General features: G+C 61.0%; 18 protein-coding genes. 10 read left to right on the top strand and 8 right to left on the bottom strand.

Annotation, left to right across the window (positions count from 1 at the left end; all coding sequences use genetic code 11):
- Positions 1-50 precede the first annotated feature (50 nt).
- The 4 genes from ACPFL9_RS09515 to ACPFL9_RS09500 are packed head-to-tail and all read left to right on the top strand — an operon-like array spanning position 51 to position 3,853.
- Entirely contained in the window at positions 51-1,049 is a 999-nt protein-coding gene (locus ACPFL9_RS09515) for a sugar phosphate isomerase/epimerase family protein (protein WP_426007281.1), read from the top strand.
- 3 nt (positions 1,050-1,052) lie between these two features.
- The gene (locus ACPFL9_RS09510; protein WP_426007280.1) at positions 1,053-1,949 is read left to right on the top strand and encodes a 3-keto-disaccharide hydrolase; all 897 of its coding nucleotides are present in this window, start codon (positions 1,053-1,055) and stop codon (positions 1,947-1,949) included.
- On the top strand, positions 1,934-2,833 hold the full coding sequence (locus tag ACPFL9_RS09505; RefSeq protein ID WP_426007279.1) for a TolB family protein: 900 nt from the start codon (positions 1,934-1,936) through the stop codon (positions 2,831-2,833). Before ACPFL9_RS09510 ends, ACPFL9_RS09505 begins: the two co-directional genes overlap by 16 nt.
- A 9-nt stretch (positions 2,834-2,842) precedes the next feature.
- Complete coding sequence (locus ACPFL9_RS09500; protein ID WP_426007277.1) at positions 2,843-3,853, top strand: Gfo/Idh/MocA family protein; 1,011 nt, start codon at positions 2,843-2,845, stop codon at positions 3,851-3,853.
- Between the two features lie 93 nt (positions 3,854-3,946).
- Here ACPFL9_RS09500 and ACPFL9_RS09495 read toward each other — a convergent pair whose 3' ends face one another.
- From ACPFL9_RS09495 to ACPFL9_RS09460, 8 genes are all read right to left on the bottom strand, one after another.
- Entirely contained in the window at positions 3,947-4,624 is a 678-nt protein-coding gene (locus ACPFL9_RS09495) for a GntR family transcriptional regulator (RefSeq protein ID WP_426007275.1), read from the bottom strand.
- Between the two features lie 110 nt (positions 4,625-4,734).
- The gene (locus ACPFL9_RS09490; RefSeq protein ID WP_426007274.1) at positions 4,735-5,628 is read right to left on the bottom strand and encodes an alpha/beta fold hydrolase; all 894 of its coding nucleotides are present in this window, start codon (positions 5,626-5,628) and stop codon (positions 4,735-4,737) included.
- A gap of 70 nt (positions 5,629-5,698) precedes the next feature.
- Entirely contained in the window at positions 5,699-6,373 is a 675-nt protein-coding gene (locus ACPFL9_RS09485; protein ID WP_426007272.1) for a GntR family transcriptional regulator, read from the bottom strand.
- A 74-nt stretch (positions 6,374-6,447) separates the two neighbouring features.
- Complete coding sequence (locus ACPFL9_RS09480) at positions 6,448-7,242, bottom strand: SDR family NAD(P)-dependent oxidoreductase (RefSeq protein WP_426007271.1); 795 nt, start codon at positions 7,240-7,242, stop codon at positions 6,448-6,450.
- Between the two features lie 41 nt (positions 7,243-7,283).
- The gene (locus tag ACPFL9_RS09475; RefSeq protein WP_426007270.1) at positions 7,284-8,138 is read right to left on the bottom strand and encodes an NAD-dependent epimerase/dehydratase family protein; all 855 of its coding nucleotides are present in this window, start codon (positions 8,136-8,138) and stop codon (positions 7,284-7,286) included.
- A gap of 69 nt (positions 8,139-8,207) precedes the next feature.
- The gene (locus tag ACPFL9_RS09470; RefSeq protein ID WP_426007268.1) at positions 8,208-9,362 is read right to left on the bottom strand and encodes a substrate-binding domain-containing protein; all 1,155 of its coding nucleotides are present in this window, start codon (positions 9,360-9,362) and stop codon (positions 8,208-8,210) included.
- A 43-nt stretch (positions 9,363-9,405) separates the two neighbouring features.
- Positions 9,406-10,395, bottom strand: a complete 990-nt coding sequence (locus tag ACPFL9_RS09465) for an ABC transporter permease (RefSeq protein ID WP_426007266.1) — start codon at positions 10,393-10,395, stop codon at positions 9,406-9,408.
- Complete coding sequence (locus ACPFL9_RS09460; RefSeq protein WP_426007265.1) at positions 10,392-11,924, bottom strand: sugar ABC transporter ATP-binding protein; 1,533 nt, start codon at positions 11,922-11,924, stop codon at positions 10,392-10,394. Before ACPFL9_RS09460 ends, ACPFL9_RS09465 begins: the two co-directional genes overlap by 4 nt.
- A 397-nt stretch (positions 11,925-12,321) precedes the next feature.
- Between ACPFL9_RS09460 and ACPFL9_RS09455 the strand changes: the two genes are divergently transcribed.
- From ACPFL9_RS09455 to ACPFL9_RS09430, 6 genes are all read left to right on the top strand, one after another.
- Positions 12,322-13,176, top strand: a complete 855-nt coding sequence (locus ACPFL9_RS09455; protein ID WP_426007263.1) for a sugar phosphate isomerase/epimerase family protein — start codon at positions 12,322-12,324, stop codon at positions 13,174-13,176.
- Complete coding sequence (locus ACPFL9_RS09450; RefSeq protein ID WP_426007262.1) at positions 13,173-14,177, top strand: dihydroxyacetone kinase subunit DhaK; 1,005 nt, start codon at positions 13,173-13,175, stop codon at positions 14,175-14,177. The genes ACPFL9_RS09455 and ACPFL9_RS09450 overlap by 4 nt, the downstream gene beginning before the upstream one ends.
- Before the next feature lie 9 nt (positions 14,178-14,186).
- Positions 14,187-14,849, top strand: a complete 663-nt coding sequence (gene dhaL / locus ACPFL9_RS09445) for a dihydroxyacetone kinase subunit DhaL (RefSeq protein WP_426007261.1) — start codon at positions 14,187-14,189, stop codon at positions 14,847-14,849.
- Positions 14,850-14,866: 17 nt separating this feature from the next.
- Positions 14,867-15,358 (top strand): ribose 5-phosphate isomerase B, encoded by a 492-nt coding sequence (gene rpiB, locus ACPFL9_RS09440; RefSeq protein WP_426007259.1) that lies wholly within the window; start codon positions 14,867-14,869, stop codon positions 15,356-15,358.
- Positions 15,355-16,230: an NAD(P)-dependent oxidoreductase gene (locus ACPFL9_RS09435; RefSeq protein ID WP_426007258.1), complete on the top strand. Its 876-nt coding sequence runs from the start codon at positions 15,355-15,357 to the stop codon at positions 16,228-16,230. Before rpiB ends, ACPFL9_RS09435 begins: the two co-directional genes overlap by 4 nt.
- Positions 16,231-16,305: 75 nt before the next feature.
- Positions 16,306-17,622, top strand: a complete 1,317-nt coding sequence (locus tag ACPFL9_RS09430; RefSeq protein WP_426007257.1) for an MFS transporter — start codon at positions 16,306-16,308, stop codon at positions 17,620-17,622.
- Position 17,623: the final 1 nt, after the last annotated feature.

Raw genomic sequence — 17,623 nt, 5'->3', positions numbered from 1 at the left:
CTCTGACGCTCACAACAATTTGTCTCATACATCACCATAGGAGTCTGATCATGCCCCGCCCGTACACCCTGTTCACCGGCCAGTGGGCCGACCTCCCCCTCGAGGAAGTCGCCAAGCTCGCCTCGGGCTGGGGCTATGACGGCCTGGAAATCGCCGTATCCGGAGACCACCTCGACGCCTGGCGCTGGGACGAACCCGGCTACGTCGAATCCAAACTCGAACTCCTGGACAAGTACAACCTCAAAGTCTGGGCGATCTCCAACCACCTCAAGGGCCAAGCCGTCTGCGATGACCCCATCGACTTCCGCCACGAAGCCATCGTCGGCTCCAAAGTCTGGGGCGACGGCGACCCCGAAGGCGTCCGCCAGCGTGCCGCCGAGGAAATGAAGCACACTGCCCGCCTTGCCAAGGCGCTCGGCGTGGACACCGTTGTCGGATTCACCGGTTCCTCGATCTGGCAGTACGTCGCCATGTTCCCGCCCGTCCCCGAGAAGGTCATCGACGCCGGCTACCAGGACTTCGCCGACCGCTGGAACCCCATCCTGGACGTCTTCGACGAACAAGGGGTCCGCTTCGCCCACGAAGTCCACCCGTCCGAGATCGCCTACGACTACTGGACCACCGTCCGCACCCTTGAAGCGATCGGCCACCGTGAGGCGTTCGGCCTCAACTGGGACCCATCCCACATGATGTGGCAGGGCATCGATCCCGTCTCCTTCATCTGGGACTTCAAGGACCGGATCTACCACGTGGACTGCAAGGACACCAAGGTCCGCCAGACCGGACGCAACACCGTCCTCGGCTCACACCTTGCCTGGGGCGACCCCCGCCGCGGCTGGGACTTCGTCTCCGCAGGACGCGGCGACGTGCCCTGGGAAGCCTCCTTCCGCGCCCTGACCGCCATCGGCTACGACGGACCCATTTCCGTCGAATGGGAAGACGCCGGCATGGACCGCCTCCACGGCGCCCCCGAAGCCCTTGCCGCCCTCAAGAAGTTCGACTTCCCCGCCTCGCAAACCAGCTTCGACGCCGCCTTCAGCCAGGACTAAGGCGTGACAGAGAAAGCAATGCACCACGATGGCAACGGTTTCGTCCCGCTGTTCGATGGCACATCCTTGGCCGGTTGGTACTCCGTTCCGCGTATCTATGGCACGGAATATCCGGGCGGTCCAAGCATCTTGGAACTTTTTGACCGGCGTGGTCAATCCCGGCCGGTGGTTCCGGAGAAGCATCCTGCGCGTTGGTTCGTGGAGAATGGTGTACTGGTCGGTGAGCAGGATTCTCCAGGCAGCGGCTATGGCGGGTATCTGGTGTCCGAGCAGGCTTTCGGGGACTTTGAGTTGGTGTTGGAAATGCGTCCGGACTGGCCGGCGGACACGGGTGTAATGCTTCGTCGGCGTCCAGATTCCTGGGAGGGTTTCCAGGTCCTGGTGGATCACCGCCCCTCGGGAGGGATCGGCGGCTTTTTCGGTAATGGACTGGCGAGCTTTTCCGCAGTTCCGTTTGCTGTGGACGTCGCCCTGGACGCTGACGGCTGTCCGGTTGGTTTGGTAGCAGATGACCCGGCCACCTCTGTTGAGCCAGTGACGGACGAGAAGCGTGCCCGCCTGGCGTACGCCGCCGACGTCGAGGATTTCCTCAAGGTGTGGCGCTGGGACGACTGGAACGAACTGCGCATCCGTTGCGTGGGCGCCCTCCCTGTCATCACCACGTGGATTAACGGAGTCAAGATCGCCGAACTGGACACCGCCACGCTCGATTCGCCGAACTACAACCCGGCGGACGTCCTCGAAACCCTCGGACACCGCGGGCACATCGCGTTGGAAGTCCATGACAACGATGAACGTTTCGGCGAAGCTCGATGGGGCAAAGGCGCGCAATGCCGTTGGCGAAACATCCGCATCAAGGAACTCACATCCCGAGGAGATAGCTCATGCCCCGCGGACTGAAGCCGCACCAGACCTGCCAGGTCAATATCGCTGGAGTTAGCGGAACCACTGGATTGCTCTTCGAGACAGACGAAGTCTTGCTTGAGGCCCCGAACTGGACCATGGATGGCCGGTCCTTGATCCTGAACGGAGACGGAAAGCTGTGGCGACTGGACGTTTCCACTGCGGAGCTGGTCCAAATCCCCCTCGCGGGAGTCCCGGACCTAAACAACGATCATGTCTTGGCGCCTGACGGCGAGTCGATTTTCCTGTCCGCCTACGACGGACATATATACCGGGCGCCCTTGGTCGGGGGTCAGGCCGAGCGTGTCACCCCCGATGACGGCTTCTTCCATTTCCTCCACGGTGTCAGCCCGGACGGCTCAGAGCTCGCTTTTGTGGGGATCGCGAACGGAGACTTCAGCCAGCCCGGCCGCCTCATGACTATACGGTCCGACGGCGGTGCTGCCGCCCGAGCGGGGGCAAGACAGCTTGATGTTGGCGCAGGCCACTGCGACGGGCCCGAATACTCACCCGACGGCACATGGTTGTACCTGAACACTGAGTCCTTTAGCGCGGACTCCGGTCACGCCCAGCTGGCCCGAGTCCGGGTGGACGGAACCAGCCTCGAACAACTCCTCACGAGCAGCACCGTGGACTGGTTCCCTCACCTTTCTCCGGACGGCCAACACGCAACGTACATCCGGTTCCCAAGCGGAACGCAAGGCCACCCAGCTGACTTGCCAGTCGACGTCGTACTCGTCTCAACAGGTGACTGGGCCACTCCGCTGCACACCTGGCCTCTGTTCGGCGGTCAGGGTTCGCTCAACGTCAACAGCTGGGCGCCGGACTCGGAACGCTTCGCGTTTGTGGCATACCCCCTCGCAACCCAAACAGAGGACTAGAACGTGTCAATGTCTGATGGAACAATCCGCTGGGGAATCTTGGGCACCGGCTTCATCGCCGGACTGCAGACCAAGGACCTCAAGGAGAACGGCTTTACGGTGCAGGCCGTTGGGTCCCGGTCAATGGACTCCTCCAAGGCCTTCGCCGAGCGGCACGGCATCCCCACGGCGCACGGAAGTTACGAAGACCTCGCGGCGGACCCGAACGTGGACGTGATATACATCGCCACCCCGCATCCCATGCACCATTCCAACGCGCTTCTGGCCTTGAACGCCGGCAAACACGTGCTCGTCGAAAAGGCGTTCACCATAAACGCACGCGAGGCCCTGGAGGTGACCGAGTTCGCTGCATCCAAGGGACTCGTAGCGTTGGAAGCCATGTGGACGAGGTTTCTGCCGCACATGATTCGCATACGCGACATCATCGCCGCCGGAACCATCGGTGAAGTCCGCAAAGTCGTGGCGAGCCACAACCAAAGCCTGCCCAAGGACCCCGCGCATCGGCTCAACGACCGCGCCCTTGGCGGCGGAGCGCTCCTGGACCTGGGCATCTATCCTATTTCCTTTGCGTTCGATATCCTGGGCGCTCCGTCGAAGATCCACGCCAGCGCATCGATGACGCCCACTGGCGTCGACCGGCAGACGGCCGCGATTTTTGATTACGACGGCGGCGCGCAGGCTTTGGTGGACTGCGAACTGGACGCTGCCAGTGCCAACCGGGCCATGGTGATCGGAACCAAAGGCTGGATCGACATCGAGCACACCTGGTACAACCCGGTCCCGTTCACCGTCCATGCCGTTGACGGCTCGGTGATAGAGCGTTTTGATGAACCCGTGAACAGTCGCGGGATGCAGTATCAGGCGGCGGAAATCGAGCGTTTGGTCGCTGCGGGCCAAAAAGCAGGGATCATCCTGCCGCCCTCCGAAAGCGTCGCCATCATGGCCGCCATGGACGAAATCCGCAGACAGATCGGACTCAAATACCCGGCCGACGCAGCCGTTCCAACGGCTGCCTGGTAGTGAACGCCTAAAGCGGACAGCCGTGTGGGCCGCATTTTGAGGAATGCGGACCACAACGACAGGTTCCTTGCATCGTGCGACCTGATTAGGCCGTCATCCAGCTTGGCTCAAGTCGGCGCCAGCTACATCGCGGACATAGAGGACGCTGAAGTCTGACATGTGGTTTTGCAAGGCACTTGCTGCCTTCTCAGGGTCACCTGACTCGATTGCCTCAACTAGAAGGATATGCTCCTGGTAGCGCATGCGGTTGCTTGCTTTCTCCGGCCCTGCAGCGATGATCATCATTTCGATCTGACCGATAAGGTTCCGCCACGACGAAAGCAATGTTGGGTTACCCGCCAGCTCGCAGAGACGTTCGTGGAAACCCAGGTCAACTTCAAGCTGCTTGCCAAAATCCATGCCTGAATCGCGAAGCGGCTCAAGTCGTTCTCTCAGTTCCGCAGTCATTTTTTCCCGGTTAGGGTTGGCCACGATTTTCCGGGCCGCCACGGACTCAAGTGCAGAACGAACCTCAAACACATCCAGAATTTCCTGAGAGCTCAGTTGCCGAACCAGCATGTGGCGCTTACCGTCATCGACAATAAGACCCTCAAGCTCCAGCGGACGCAGAGCTTCACGTAAGGTGCCCCTACTGACGCCCATCTCATCACTGAGCTGCATCTCCTTAAGATGCTCGCCTGGCTTGATGGCGCCGGAGATTATCTGGTCCCTTACGTGCTGGGTACAACGTTCCCTGAGGGTCCGCTTGTCGAAAGCCGAAACCGTAGCCATGTCACACCTTCATCTCTGGTTAAGTGTTGACAGTTATCTTAGCTGACGTGACTGTCGACAACCCAAGACATTCTTTGGGATGTCCTAAGTTCAAGGCAGAGCCGACGCCCTTAGCAGTAGGGGGCGTCAAAGTCCGTCATGAGCTGTGCAAGATATTCGGGGTTTTCCTCTGGCACCCAGTGACCCGACTGAGGAACCAGGTGACCAACCACATTGGAGGCCACTTCCTCCATCATGGGCGCATAGTTACGCGCCAGCGTTTGCTCGCCTCCGCCGGTTGCAAGAACCGGAACATCTATCCGGCCGTTCTTGGCGAGGTTTTCACGTATCAGTGCGGCATCGTGCTCGAACGCTGCGTAAACCTCAAACATCGCGCGCATAGCCCCCGGTGCTTCGAAAGCACGCGCGTAGTAGTCGAGGTCAGTACCGGTTATAGCTTCAGGGTTGTAGGAGAGATCTTCAAAGAAGCGATTGATGTACCACCTTTCACGTCCATTTGTGAGATGCACAGCTATGTCTGTCGCAGCATGGAAATCAAAATGCCAGGCACTTTTTGCGTTCTTGCGTTCATCGAAGTAGGTGGTTCCGGGCAGAGGAGCCTCCATCGTCGTCAGCGTTCGAACGTCAGCCCTGAACCGGAGCGCATAGGCTGAAGCGACCATCGACCCCAGATCATGACCCGCTACCGCGATAGGCTCCGTGATCTTCAAGTGGTCCCGGACCAGGGAGTGAAGGTCTTCGGCCATGGTCCACTTATCGTATCCGGAGGCCGGTTTTGAGGATCCTCCGGCTCCTCTGTAGTCCGGAATGATGAGCCGGTAGCCCGCCGCGACCAGAGGCTCAATCATCCGGCGCCAGGCATAGCCGGTTTGGGGAGCACCATGGATAAGCAGCAGGTTTTTGTCCCCGGCGCCAGCCGTTGTGAAGTGGATGCGGACGTTATCGTCCTGGCTGATCCATGCCTTGTGGTGTTCTACGAGGTTCGCTGCAGGGTTGCGATGCAATGGGGCTCCTGGTTCATTCGGACTATGTGGTTGGTCGCTTGCTGGAGGATGGGAATCAAAGATGCTGCGCTCAACTCGCAACGTGCTCGGCGGATGTAGTTGCAAAGTCACTTAAGTACCGGCCGCAGAAGTCGTTCATATGATCCTCGAGGGCTTGTGCTGCTTTTCTGTCGTCGCCGGACTCGATTGCCTCGACGATTTCCACGTGCTCGGCAAACCTCATACGCCCACTGGCCTTATCGGGACCGGCAGCGATGATCATCATTTCGATCTGACCGATCAAGTTTCGCCAGGCAGCCAAGAGTGTTGGATTTCCTGCGTGCTCACAAAGCAGTTCGTGGAACCTCAGATCCACCTGTAACTGCATCGCGAATTCCAGAGACGGGTCCTTCAAGGGCTCCAGTGTTCGGCGAAGATCCTGAACCATGTGACGTCGGTGATTGCTGTGGACGATCCTGCGGGCAGCGGTGGCTTCCAGAACCGTCCTCACTTCGAAGCAGTCAAGGATGTCCTGCGAAGTCACCTCCCTGACTCGCATGTGCCGCTTGCCGTCGTCGACAATTAGGCCCTCGATTTCAAGGGAGCGCAAGGCTTCACGCAAGGTGCCCCGACTGACGCCAAGTTCCTCACTTAGGTTCATCTCTTTAAGGTGTTCACCCGGTGCAATTGCCCCCGTGATGATGCGCTCCCGCACGTATTGAGTGCAGCGCTGCCTAAGGCTTCTTTTATCGAAAGCAGGGGCCATGCGAGATTCACCTCACTACAAATAAATGTCAACAAAAATCAGCATAGTCTCAAACCGACCGGTCGTAATACCGCCTAGGGTTTCGCAGCCTTGCCCTGGCGTCCCGCCTTGTAGGTTTCTGTGAGGAAGCGATTGAAGAAGCCGGCCCTCTTGGTGGCCCAGTCCCCGCCGACGACGTGGTCCTTGCCCTTCATCATTGCGTCAAATCCTTGCTTGGCAACGAGGACGCGGTCGTTCTTTTTCATGCGTCCGATGTCGGTGTTGCCCATTCCTGCGCGGGCGTGGAAGTCGCTGTCAGTTGCGCCAGGAAGGAGCGCAGTGACGCTGACGCCCTCGGCTTTGAGTTCCTCACGGAGGGATTCGGCGAAGGAGTACACAAAGGCCCTACTAGGCCCATAGACGGTTTCGTAAGGCGTGGGCTGGGTCGCGGAGATGGACGCGGTGAACAGGATGCGCCCGGATTGGTTTGCCTGCATGTGCTTGACCACACGTTTAGCGAGGTGCACCACGGAGGTGACATTGACGTCTATGAGCTTGAGTTCTTCTTCCAGGTCGGTGTTCCAGAACGCTGCTCCCCCGACCCCGATGCCGGCGTTAATAATGGCCACCGCGACGGGGCGGTCCAGCGCGGTCGCTTCTTTCCAGAAGCGCTCGACTTCTTCGTAGCTGCTGAGGTCGGCTTGGATGGGGGTGACTTCGACTCCGTAGCGGCGGAAGTCGTCGGCGGCCGAGAAGATCTTCTCGCTGCGGCCTGTCGCAACGATGTCATAGCCGTTCTGCACCAGTTGGAGGGCGAGCTGGTAGCCGATGCCGTTGGAGGCACCGGTAATGATTGCCAAGGGCCTGGATGAAGATGAGGGGGTATTCATGATCTCTTTCTGGTTCTGTGTGGATGCGCGGGTGTGAGTGGTCACACTTCGTTGCGCCAGCTGTGTTTGGGTTCGTATCCGAGCAGTCGGCGGGCCTTCTCGATGGACAGGAGGGTGTCGTTGGCTCCTTCGGGTGGGGCGTAGGGGACGCCCGGGTAAAACTCGGCGACCAGTTGGTCGTTGGGTTTGGACATGACGGTGTCGGCGTTGGCGATGATGAAGGCTTCAAAGCCAGTGCCGGTGTACTCCAGGGATTTCCTGACGGCCTGGGCAGCATCGCGGGCGTCGACGTAGCTCCAGAGGTTGAACTTCCGAAGTGCCGGGGTGTCATCGAATCCCGGGAACGGGGCGTAGTCGGCAACGTCCATGACGTGGGAGAGCCGTAGCGCGATCATCTTAAGCTGGGGATCGCGACCGGTCAGGACGCTGGCCATTTGCTCTTCGAGGAATTTGCCCAGGGAGTAAGTGGTTTCGGGGCGGGCCACGTTCTCATCCAGGGGAATGTAGGGTGGGACTCTGTCAAAGGGGAGGCCCAGGACTGATTCGCTGGAGGCCCAGACGATGTTGTTGATACCTGCGTGGCGGGCTGCGGCGAAGACGTTATAGGTGGACATGAAGTTGTTGCCGAAGGTGGCTGCGTTGGGACGCAGTCCCGGGCGTGGGAGCGCAGCGAGGTGGACCACGGCGTCGACTCCGGTGTACTGCTCATCGATGGCCAGCATCGATTCGAGTGTCTGTCCGAAGTCGGTGAAGTCGACCTGGATGTAGGGTGCCGGGGATTCTCCCCGGGGTGGTGCATGGTCTAGGTTGATGACTTCCCAGTTGTTTGCTGTCAGTTCGTTGACCACGGCAGTTCCCAATTTGCCGCTGCCACCGGTGACGATCACTCGTGCCATGAGGTGGGTCCTTTCGTTGAAAATTGCGTGAGCGGGTACCGGCTTTGCCGTGCCGGTACCCGCTATGGGTTACTTGCAGCCCGTGTTCTTCTTGCAGGCGTCGACAATCTCCGCAGGGGCCGGGGCATCGAAGACGATCTTGAACGAATCGGTGAGGTTGGACTTCGTGACGGCAAGTGCGGGGGCGGCAATGTAGGACGGTGCGCTTTCGCCGATGAGTGCGAGCATCATGGCGTTGGCTTCGGCCCTGGCCTGGTCAGTCAGACGCTGGGCTCCAACGCCGACAATGTCGGCTCCCTGGGCGATTTCAGCGGTCAGTTGCTGGCCGAGATCGATGGTGGCCACGGGGATGTTCGCTCCCTGGCCGCGCAGTGCGCTGATGACTTCCAGCGCGGGGGCGTCCCAGACCACCCAGAGTCCCTTGATGTCGGGGTTTGCCGTGACGAAGTCGCCACCGACCTGGCCGGCCTTGGCGGGGTCGCTGAAGGCAGTTTCCTTGATCTTTATATCGGGCCGGTTCTTGGCGAGCCATTCCTTGGCGCCCTTGGTGCGTTCGTTGGTTGCGAAGATGTCATTGCCAAAGTTGACCAAGCCCATAGTTCCGCCGTCCGGGATCCGGGAGGCGAGCATCTGGGCTGCGACCTGGCCGTTGCCCTTTCCATCAGCCTGAACCGAGGACTGGTAGTCGGTCGGGTATTTCAGACCCTTGGGGACCTGGTCGATCATGACGAGCTTCATTCCGGACTGCCCAACCTTGGAAAAAGCGGCCGCAGTGGCAACGTCGTCCACGGGGACACCGAGAATGCCGTTGGGTTTCTGCTGGATGAGGTTTTCGAGGTCGCCGATCTGCTTTTCGGCCTTCCACTGAGCATCGGTGATGCCGATGACCTGGACGCCGTGCTCTTCAAACGTCTTCTTCAAAACAGTGGTCTGGACTTTGGCGAAGTCGATGTCCATGGTCTGCATGGAGATGCCGACCCTGAAGTTGCCTGCCTTGACCTTGGCCGCCTGTTCGGGCGTCAGGGTGACGTCGCTGGGCAAGGCCGGCTTCTCTCCGTTCGGTCCCAGACCGATCAATCCCTTTGGTTCAATGGAGGCCGGGTCAATAGTGGCTGTTGGTTCCGAACTGGCTGAACTTCCCGAAGAACAACCGGTGGCAAGAAGGGCGATGCTGAGGATTGCTGCGGCGGCTGCGGTGCCTCGGGCTGTGTTCCACGTCTTCATGGAGGGTCCTTTTCTTTTCGTGATGCGATGGGAGATGGGGGTGCTACTTGCGGCGACTGAAGGCAACGGCAGCGATGATGATCGCGCCCTTGACGACGAGCTGTGCCTGCGAACTGACGCCCATGAGCGTCAGGCCGTTGTTGAGTACGCCGATCATCAGGCTGCCCAGCAGGGTCCCGAGGATGGCGCCGCGGCCACCGAACAAGCTGGTGCCTCCCAGAATGACGGCCGCGATGACGTCGAGTTCAAGACCGGCCGCGATGTCGGGCCGGGCGGCGTGAGCGCGGGCAGTGAGGATGAGACCTGCCAGCCCGGCCAGAGCCCCGGTGATGACGAAGGCAAGCGTCTTGGTACGCCGTGTGTTGATGCCGGAGTACCGGGCTGCCGTTGCGTTGCCGCCGGTTGCGAAAACCTTGCGTCCGAAGGTTGAGAAGTGCAGGAGGTAAGCGCCGACGCCGAGAACGAGGATCGTGATGAAGATCGGCGCGGGGATGCCGAGGATGGCTCCCTCGCCGAAGGTGTCCCAGAAGGTCACCGTGTTGACCACGACCGGTGTGGTCCCGGTCAGCATCAGCGCCACCCCTCGGGCGATGCCCAGCATGCCGAGGGTGACCAGGAACGAGGGTATGGTCAGCCAAGTGGTTAGCAGCCCATTGATCAGCCCAACCAGGGCTCCCGTCGCAAGGCCGGCCGCGGCTCCCAGTGCCCAGTTCCCGCCCGAGCCTTGGATGGCCATGGCTGCGCTCATGCCCGACAATGCGAGCGTTGACGCGACGGAGAGGTCGATTTCGCCGGCAATAATCACGAACGTCATGCCCACGGCGATGATCGTGACCAGCGCGGTCTGCCGGCCGATGTTGAGGAAGTTCGACGAAGAGAAGAACACCGGGGAAGCCAGGCTGAACGCGACGATGAGCACGGCGAATGCCGCGTAGAGGATGTAGGGCCGGTCGCCTCGTATGAGGTTCTTCAGGGTTGCGGTGCTCGGTGTCTTGCTGGCCGCCTTTGGTGCAGCGTCTAGGGTCTGGCTCATGATGGGGCTCCTGGCGAAGTGGGGCTTGAGGTGTGGACGAGGTGATGCAGGGACTCTTCGGAATCCACCTCGTCACGGTTGATGGTGCGGATCGTGCGTCCGTCCCGGACAATGGTGATCCTCTGGCACAGGAGCAACAGCTCGGACAGGTCCGATGAGACCACCAGGACGCCCGTTCCGGCCGCCGCGGCTTGCCGAATCACGCTATAGATCTCTTCCCGTGCCCCTACGTCGACGCCGACGGTTGGTTCGTCCAGTAGGAGCAGTTCACAGCGCGGGTCGCGCCACTTGCCGAAGACGACCTTCTGTTGGTTGCCGCCGGAGAGTGTCCCGACCACCGTTTTACGGTTCTGCGCCTTGATGGAGAGTTCCTTCATCGCCGCGTACGAGCGCTCGGCAGCGCCTTTGTGGTTGAAGAAACCCCAGCGCGTCAGGGGCTTGAGTCGAGGCAACGCGACGTTTCGTTCGATCGAGTCCCCCAAGACCAAGCCCTGTTCGTGGCGGTCTTCCGGAACGAGGCCGACTCCGGAGCGGATCGCATCAATCGGATTGGCCGGCTTATACGGTTTACCGTCAAGCTGCAGGGTTCCGGAACGAATTTTCCGCAAACCAAAGATGGTTTCCAGGATTTCGGTCCGGCCGCTACCGATGACGCCGGCCAGTCCCATGATTTCGCCGCTTCGCACTTCAAGGTTCACGTCCCGCAGCCGCTGGTCCCCGACTGAGGTCATCTGCAGTACCGGTGTGGGTCGTGCTGAGAGGTGTTCTGCCTGCTGAGCCTGCGGCCGGCCCTCGACGGCCTGGGTCAGTTCCGCCGCCATGGTCCGGGGACCGACGATGGCGCTGACGAGAGACTTCATGTCCATTTCCGCTGTGGGGTATGTCCCGACCCGGAGACCGTCTCTGAAGACCGTGACGCATTGGGAGAGTTTGAAGACTTCGCCCAGGCGGTGGGTGACGTAGACGACGCCGACGCCGCGGGCGGTCACTTTGCGGATCGCATCAAACAGGACTTCTTCTTCGCCTTCGCTCAGTGCCGACGTGGGCTCATCCAGGACGAGAACGCGCACGTTGCTCAACAGGGCCTTGGCGATCTCGGTCATCTGCCGGTAAGCGAAGGGCAGGTCTCCCACGACGGCTTTGGGATCCAGGGGGAATCCGTACTCGGCGAGGAAGGCGTTGGTCCGGTCCATGATTTCTGACTGCTTCACGGCTCCGAAGGCGGTGCGTGGTTCGCGTCCGAGAAACAGGTTTGCCGCCACGGTAAGGGATGGTACGAGGCTTAGTTCCTGATAGACCACTGCCAGCCCGGCAGCCCGAGACTCGGCTGGTGAGCGAAAGGATTGTTCCTGACCGAAGAGTTTCATGAGGCCGGAATCGGCTGTTTCAACACCAGCCAGGATCTTGATGAGGGTGGACTTGCCCGCGCCGTTTTCCCCGAGCAGGGCATGTACTTCCCCCGGGGCCAACTCGAACTCCACGCCACGGAGCGCCTTCACTGCGCCATAGGTCTTTTTCAACCCGCTCACTTCGACAAGCCGTTCCGAAGAGGAAGCGCTGGCTGGTCGAACCGGTTCCGGCGTCCTGGCGGTTCTGGCCGGATGAATGCTGCTTAGTTTCACGGTGGTGCTCCTCATGGGGCGTCGTCGTTGTCCGCACTGAGTGCTGCTCACCTGACAGTAGTGACCGCGATCACTTGTCGTCAATAGTTTGTAGGACAAATATTTGTCATACACAAAGTTTGCTTATTTTGTTTGACAAAAATTTGTCCTACAAACTACCGTGTGACTTGTGCAACAGATCCCCTCGAGCTCTCGACGCTGACGCCGTGGGGCGCCGAAAGTCCTGGAGACGACTTGGAGAGCCCGGAATGAGCGGACCTGCCCCCACAGCCAGCACTACACCACAAGGAAGTGAGCCGAAGACTTGAATACTGCAGTGGAAAACCCGGGAGCGGTTGAACTTGCCTGCTCCACCATCTGCTTCCGGAACTCGGTTCTGGCAGACGCTCTTCAGCGGATCCGGATCCAAGGCTTTGACGCCATCGATCTGGGCGCCCTGAAAGGCCTTTGCGAGCATGTCCCGCTCTTTGGCACTGCCGAGGAAATGCGGGAAGCCAGCCGCATCGTCACCGAGTCCGGCTTGAATGTCCTGAGCGTCAACGCCGACCCCGGTTCCTTCAACGACGGCACCCCACAGCTGGAAATTCTTGAACGCATCGAGGCGCTGACGATGTTCTGCGCGGAGGTCGGATCGCCTTTGCTGCTGTTGCCCTCCGGCGCTGCTGAACGAACTGACGTTTCGTATGAGCAGCAGTTGGAAGCCGTGGCCACAGGCCTGAATGCGGCCGCCGCCGTCGGCGCTCGTTACGGAGTGAAGATCGCCGTTGAAGCCCCGCACCACTACCGCCTGATCAACACGCTCCCCCGCGTCCGGCAGCTCCTGGCACTGCTGGAGCCTGCCGTAGGACTCGTCTACGACATATCGCATGTCCGCGCGGCCGGGGAGGATCCGGCCAGGTCGTACGCAGAGTTCGCCCCCCAAGTAGTCCATATCCACCTGCGCGATGCCGAAACCGGCAATATCCGCAAGGTCCTCGGATCCGGCCAGATTGACTTCCCCGCATTCCATGACGCATCACGCCAAGCCGGTTGGACCGGCCGGTACGTGCTTGAGCTGGAGACCCACGACAGCCCGTTCAGCAGCAAGGACGAAGAAGTTGCAGACGCCCTTCTTCGCTTGAACCACGTTTTCACGACCCATGCAAAGGCAATGAAATGAGCAGATTCCTCAACAACCCAGACGACGCCGTCACCGAGATGCTCGAAGGCTTTCTTCTTGCTCACCCGGAACTGACACGCAAAGCCGACAGCCGCGTCGTCACCCGTTCGACTCCGGACGAGGGCCGCGTGGCCGTTGTAACGGGCGGGGGCTCCGGTCACAAGCCCGCATTCATCGGCTATATCGGCGAAGGCATGTTGGACGCCGTGGTGTGCGGTGACGTGTTCGCCTCCCCACCAGTAGGCAGCGTCCTGGAAGCCATCAGGGAAGCAAACCAGGGCAAGGGCGTGCTCCTGCTGTTGGGCAACTACTCCGGCGATGTCATGAACTTCGAAATGGCCGCCGACATGGCGAGGGACGAAGGAATCGAAGTCGAGATGGCCGTGGCCACCGACGACCTCGGAGCCGGCACTAACGTCCGACCCGACCAGCGTCGAGGCGTCAGCGGACAGTTCTTGATCTGGAAGACCATAGGAGCAGCGGCCCGGCAGGGCGCCTCGGCGGCTGAACTGCGGGAACTGGCCGAACAGGTCAACGCCGCCACCCGCACCATGGGCGTCTCCCTCGACGGCTGCACCCTCCCGGGAAACACCAAGCCCACCTTCACCCTTGAGGAAGGGCAAATGGAAGTCGGAGTCGGCCACCACGGCGAACGCGGCCGCTCCACGGAACCACTCGTGCCAGCGGACGAGATCGTCGAACGACTCGTCAACGAGATTAACGACGAACTCCAGCTCTCCAACGGCGACCGGGCCGCAGTTGTGATCAACGGACTCGGCGGCACCCCGATGCTGGAGCTCTACGTCATCTACCGCAAGGTCGCCCTGCTCTTGAAAGAACGCGGCGTCACCCTCGAAGTCAACTTCGTCGGCGAATACTTCACAGCCCTTGGGATGCATGGATTCTCCGTCACCCTAATGCGCCTCGACGACCGCACCAGCGGTCTCCTCCAGGAGCCCGCATCCACACCTCACTTCACCCAAACCGCAGCAATAGCATAGGAGTTCATCATGTCCTGGGACCTCAAAGAAGCCCTCCTCCACACCAGCCGGCAGATCCAGACCGCACGCGACCAGCTCAGCGACCTCGATGCAGCTCTCGGCGATGGTGACCACGGAATGTCGATGGCCCGCAGCTTCGCCGCCGTCGAAAGGGAACTCACTGCCACCGACTCCACCGACCAAGCAGACCTCCTTGAACTCGTTGGCAACACCGTACTGAACGCCGTGGGCGGCGCTATGGGACCGCTGTTCGGCTCCGCTTTCCTTTCCTCGGCCAAAGCCCTGCGAAGCACGGCAGCCGAAGCCAGCAGCCCCGAACGCACCGCAGCAGCCATCACCGCGGCAGCCGCCGCCATCCAGAAGCGCGGAAAAGCCGAAGTGGGCGACAAAACCATGGTCGACGCCATCGTCCCGGCAGCACAGGCAGCGGCAACAGCCGCCAAAGAAGTCGGGGCAACCTCGGCAAGCGTTCTGAGGGCAGCAGCCGAAGCCGCTGCCGCCGGCGCTGAGCGCACTAAGGACCTCGTCGCACGCATCGGCCGCGCCAGCCGCCTCGGCGAGCGCACCTTGGGACATCAGGACCCCGGCGCGACCTCCATCACCCTGGCACTCGAAAGCCTGGCCGCCGCGGCCGGCGCCCCGGTCGGCCAGCCAATCCTAACGCTGAACTGAACCAACGGGGAAAGATCATGACCACCAAGAAACGCATTGCACTCGGAGCCGATGAAGCGGCCTTCGAGCTCAAGGAGAAAATCAAAGAACACCTGCAGCAGGAATACGGTTCCACCGCCGAAATTCTTGACTTCGGCATCCACGGTACGGACCCGGTTGACTACCCGGACATCGCCGAAAAGGTCGCCCTGGCCATCACCCACGGTGAAGCGGACCGCGGCATCCTGCTCTGCGGAACAGGCATTGGCATGGCCATCACCGCCAACAAGATCCCCGGTATCCGGGCCGCGCAGGTACACGACCACTACTCAGCTGAACGGGCCAGCAAAAGCAACGATGCCCACATCATCTCCATCGGTGCCCGCGTCGTAGGACCGGAGCTGGCCAAATCAATCGCCGATGCCTGGCTTCGCAGCGAATTCACCGGCGGCCCTTCCGAGGAGAAGATCCGAAAGATCATGTCCGTCGAACAGCGCAACGCTGTCCCAAGTCCAGAGGCAGGCAAATGAACGTCTCATTCATCGGCGTAGGCGCCATCGGTCTACCCATGGCCAGGCGCCTGATCCCCCACTGCAACGTCACGGTCTTCGATCTGGCCAAGGAACGCGTCGCCGAACTCGTCCAGCTCGGAGCCACAGCAGCCGAAACAGCAGCCAAGGCCGCGGCAGCGTCCGACATCGTCATCCTCATGGTTGCGACCCCAGCCCAGCTGGAGCAGGCAGTTTTCGGACCCGACGGTGCTGCCGAGGGATTCAAGATCGGCGCGACCGCCATCGTCATGAGTTCCGTCGGTATCGAATCCGTCGCCACCGTTGCCGAGAAGCTCAAGACCCAGCATGTGAAGGTTGTCGACGCCCCAGTCACCGGAGGCGTGGTCCGGGCCGTGACCGGTGAACTCACCATCCTCATTTCGGGGGCGGAGGATGACATCGAGAAGGTCACGCCCGTGTTGGAGCACCTTGGGACCAACCTCTCCCGAAGTGGGGACAAAGTCGGCGACGGCCAGGCCGTCAAGCTCGTCAACCAACTCCTCTGCTCGGTCCACCTGGCGGTTGCAGGAGAAGCCCTCAACTTCGCCAAGAAGCTCGGCCTCGATCCTGAAGCCGTCCTCCAAACCGTCGGCGCCGGGGCTGCGGCCTCCTTCATGCTCAACGACCGCGGTCCCCGGATGCTCGCAACCGACGAACCGCCTGTCCTGAGCGCAGTCGACATCTTTGTCAAGGACTCAACCCTGGTCAAAGAGGCCGCTGCCCGTGTCGGCGCCCACGTTCCCCTACTCGAGGAATCAAACGCCAAATTCAGGGTTGTTTCGGACGCCGGTCTCGGCCGCGTCGACGACTCAGCCGTGATCCGCGCCTTTGAAACCGAGCCGGACGCCTGAGCCCAAGGCTCAGCGCCCCGGCCCCTCGACAGCCGAGCCAAAGGCCGCCAACATCTATTTAGAAAGAGGACGAAGATGTCTAGTACCAGTCACTCGGCACCCAGCCGACGCTCAACACATATTCCCAACGCCCGCTGGTGGCGCGTTGGCGGTCTGCTGCTGATTTCCTACCTTGTGGCGTACATCGACCGTACCAACATGTCCATCGCCGCACCCGCGATGTCCAAAGAGCTCGGTCTCGACGCCTCACAAATGGGCGTTCTGCTCTCGGCGTTCTTCTGGGGCTACGTCGTCAGCCTCGCCTTCGCCGGCTTCGTCGTTACAAAGTTGGGCGCCAAACGATCCATGGTCGCGGCACTGATCGTCTTCGGCCTGGCGTCCGCGGCCACGGGCATGACGCACGACTTCACCCAACTGATCATCGTCCGCGTCATCCTGGGCCTCGGCGAAGGCCTGGTCTTCCCGGCCATCACCATCTTCTTGGTCAAGTGGTTCCCGTCTTGGGAACGCGGCCGCGCCTCTGGGCTATCCCTTCTGGCCATTCCCATCTCCGCAATCATCATGGCACCCCTCGGTGGCTGGCTGATCGGCAACTGGGACTATCGCATGATGTTCATCGTCCAGGGCCTACCGCCTGTAGTTATCGCATTCGTCGTCCTCTTCCTCATCAAGGACGACCCCACCAAGGACAACCGCCTCTCCCCGGAGGAACGGGACTTCATTCTCGAAAACCGCGCCTCCGGCGAAAAGGAACAAGGCGGCGCGTGGAAAGATGTCTACCTTAATCCCCGCATCTGGTTGATCAGCATCACCTACCTCCTCTGGCTGACCGGCCTGTACGGCTTCAACCAGTGGCTGCCAACGATTCTGACCGAGGCATCAAAGCAGGGCATCCAAGCCGTTGGCTGGCTGACGACCATCCCGTTCGTTTTCGCCGCCGTCGGCATGTACGTGGCATCCCAGCAATCAGACAAGCATGACGGACGCCGAACCCCCTTCGTGGCCATCCCCATCGTCATCAGCGGCGTAGCACTCCTTGCCCAGCACTTCATCCCGGGCAACCTCTTTCTTGACATCGTCTTCCTGAGCGTAGCCTGCATTGGTTTGCACTCCGCCTTCGGACCCTGGTGGCCCTGGGCTCTGGAAGGCGTGCCGCGGAACCAGACTGGCTACGCCTCCAGCTTCATCCTGTCGGTTGGTAACTTCGGCGGCATCATCGGCCCCGTGCTCGTGGGCGTGCTCACGGGCGGTGGCGCCGTATCCCAAGGCTTCTACACCCTCGGCTACGTCCTTCTGGCATCGGCGGTCCTGGCCGCTGTCGTCGTCCGAATCCGCCGTAATCACGGCGCCCGGATAGAGGCCCCTGACACTTCAGCCCCGGTCACCAACTAGC

This window comes from Paenarthrobacter sp. NyZ202 (assembly GCF_049860755.1).
GTDB lineage: Bacteria > Actinomycetota > Actinomycetes > Actinomycetales > Micrococcaceae > Arthrobacter.
The sequence above is the reverse complement of the archived record's forward strand: the minus strand, read 5'-3'. Positions and strand labels throughout refer to the sequence as shown.

What these genes read in the sequence shown, in the direction of transcription:
- ACPFL9_RS09500 (WP_426007277.1), top strand. Translation starts at nt 2,843, where the DNA reads ATGTCTGATGGAACAATCCGCTGGGGAATCTTGGGCACCGGCTTCATC.
- rpiB (WP_426007259.1), top strand. Translation starts at nt 14,867, where the DNA reads ATGACCACCAAGAAACGCATTGCACTCGGAGCCGATGAAGCGGCCTTC.
- ACPFL9_RS09485 (WP_426007272.1), bottom strand. Translation starts at nt 6,373, where the DNA reads ATGGCCCCTGCTTTCGATAAAAGAAGCCTTAGGCAGCGCTGCACTCAA.
- ACPFL9_RS09475 (WP_426007270.1), bottom strand. Translation starts at nt 8,138, where the DNA reads ATGGCACGAGTGATCGTCACCGGTGGCAGCGGCAAATTGGGAACTGCC.
- ACPFL9_RS09470 (WP_426007268.1), bottom strand. Translation starts at nt 9,362, where the DNA reads ATGAAGACGTGGAACACAGCCCGAGGCACCGCAGCCGCCGCAGCAATC.
- ACPFL9_RS09435 (WP_426007258.1), top strand. Translation starts at nt 15,355, where the DNA reads ATGAACGTCTCATTCATCGGCGTAGGCGCCATCGGTCTACCCATGGCC.
- ACPFL9_RS09450 (WP_426007262.1), top strand. Translation starts at nt 13,173, where the DNA reads ATGAGCAGATTCCTCAACAACCCAGACGACGCCGTCACCGAGATGCTC.
- ACPFL9_RS09430 (WP_426007257.1), top strand. Translation starts at nt 16,306, where the DNA reads ATGTCTAGTACCAGTCACTCGGCACCCAGCCGACGCTCAACACATATT.
- ACPFL9_RS09495 (WP_426007275.1), bottom strand. Translation starts at nt 4,624, where the DNA reads ATGGCTACGGTTTCGGCTTTCGACAAGCGGACCCTCAGGGAACGTTGT.
- ACPFL9_RS09480 (WP_426007271.1), bottom strand. Translation starts at nt 7,242, where the DNA reads ATGAATACCCCCTCATCTTCATCCAGGCCCTTGGCAATCATTACCGGT.
- ACPFL9_RS09505 (WP_426007279.1), top strand. Translation starts at nt 1,934, where the DNA reads ATGCCCCGCGGACTGAAGCCGCACCAGACCTGCCAGGTCAATATCGCT.
- dhaL (WP_426007261.1), top strand. Translation starts at nt 14,187, where the DNA reads ATGTCCTGGGACCTCAAAGAAGCCCTCCTCCACACCAGCCGGCAGATC.
- ACPFL9_RS09465 (WP_426007266.1), bottom strand. Translation starts at nt 10,395, where the DNA reads ATGAGCCAGACCCTAGACGCTGCACCAAAGGCGGCCAGCAAGACACCG.
- ACPFL9_RS09515 (WP_426007281.1), top strand. Translation starts at nt 51, where the DNA reads ATGCCCCGCCCGTACACCCTGTTCACCGGCCAGTGGGCCGACCTCCCC.